This window comes from Mesorhizobium sp. M0276 (assembly GCF_040321755.1).
Classification (GTDB): domain Bacteria; phylum Pseudomonadota; class Alphaproteobacteria; order Rhizobiales; family Rhizobiaceae; genus Mesorhizobium.
Map to the genome: position 1 here is coordinate 1 of NZ_JAMYSC010000143.1, position 1,283 is coordinate 1,283.

The window sequence follows — 1,283 nt, forward strand, 5'->3', positions numbered from 1 at the left end:
TCCGGCAACATGATTGTTCCCCTTGCCGCCGGCGGTCCGGATGAATCGGCGATCGGCGATCCCGTCAATGCTCTCACCACCGAATGGGCGCGGCAATGTAAGAAGCAGGGCGGCCTGGTCGTCCTACCGCACTTCCCCGATCCTCGGATGGAAAGCGCCGCAACGATCGTCCTGGGGGAAGCGGACGCCGTCGAAATGATGTCATTTATTGACTATTACAGCGGCATCGACGCCTATTCTCTCTCCGACTGGTATCGCTTCCTGAACAACGGTTACCACATCCCAGCGGTGGCTGGCACAGACAAGATGTCGGCCGAGTTTGCCGTAGGATTGACCCGGACCTACGCTAAAATCCCCGATAGTCGGGAATTCTCCTACGAGACGTGGATGGATGCTGTCCGCGCAGGCCATACGTTTGTGACCTATGGCCCTCTGATGGATCTTAATGTTGACGGAAAACCCATGGGCGGCCGCATTGGCCTGTCCTCATCGGGCGGAACGGTCAACGTTAGCTGGAACGTCGCAAGTGTGATCGTGCCGATGACCAGGATTGACCTTATCGTCAATGGCGAAGTCAGAGAAAGCCGTACCCTCAGGCCGTGGCAGGATGCCGGAAGTTGGTCGGTGCCTATCCAGAAAAGTTCCTGGATCGCGTTGCTTGTTCGCGCGAAATACGACGACAAACCGGAGATGATCGCCGCTCACTCGTCGGCAGTTATGATCGATGTCGAGGGCTCTCGGTTATTTGCCGCAGCCGACGCGCTCACAATCCTGGACCAGATCGAAGGGTCGATGGCCTACATTGACACAATCGGAACCCGCGCCGAGGCCAAGCGGTATAAGGAGATGCGCCTTGTGCTCCAGTCGGCGTACCATCGTCTGCACAATCAAATGCATCAAATGGGCTACCATCATCCGCATACCCCCGGCACACACCATTCCGAGCATGACTAGTGAAAAGCTTAGGAACGTGCGCACAGGTTTTTAACATCCATGGAAAATCCGATGACCAGAAGCAAATCCATCAGACTAGCCTTCGTGGCAATTATGCTTGCAGCTGCATGCAAGCCGGCATTGTTCCATATCGGCGTCGGCTCGGCTAATTCGTTCACGGTCGGCCTTGCGCATCCGCTCTTCGGGCTTGACCACATCATGGTGATGGTCGCGGTCGGTCTGTGGGCGGCGCTGAAGGGCGGGCGCGCGCTCTGGGCTTGGCCGGCGGCCTTCGTCGGCCTCATGCTTGCTGGCGGTGCGCTGGGCATCACCGGCGTGCCCGTTCCCTT

The 1,283-nt window shown here is 58.0% G+C and carries 2 protein-coding genes; both read left to right on the forward strand.

Translation table 11 applies throughout. From position 1 onward, the window contains the following. Positions 1 to 954 (forward strand): CehA/McbA family metallohydrolase (locus NKJ01_RS36140; RefSeq protein ID WP_352735359.1); only part of this gene is annotated, 954 nt, incomplete at its 5' end. Positions 955 to 1,005: 51 nt separating this feature from the next. Next, on the forward strand, positions 1,006 to 1,283 hold a 278-nt coding region (locus tag NKJ01_RS36145), incomplete at its 3' end, for a HupE/UreJ family protein (protein WP_352735361.1).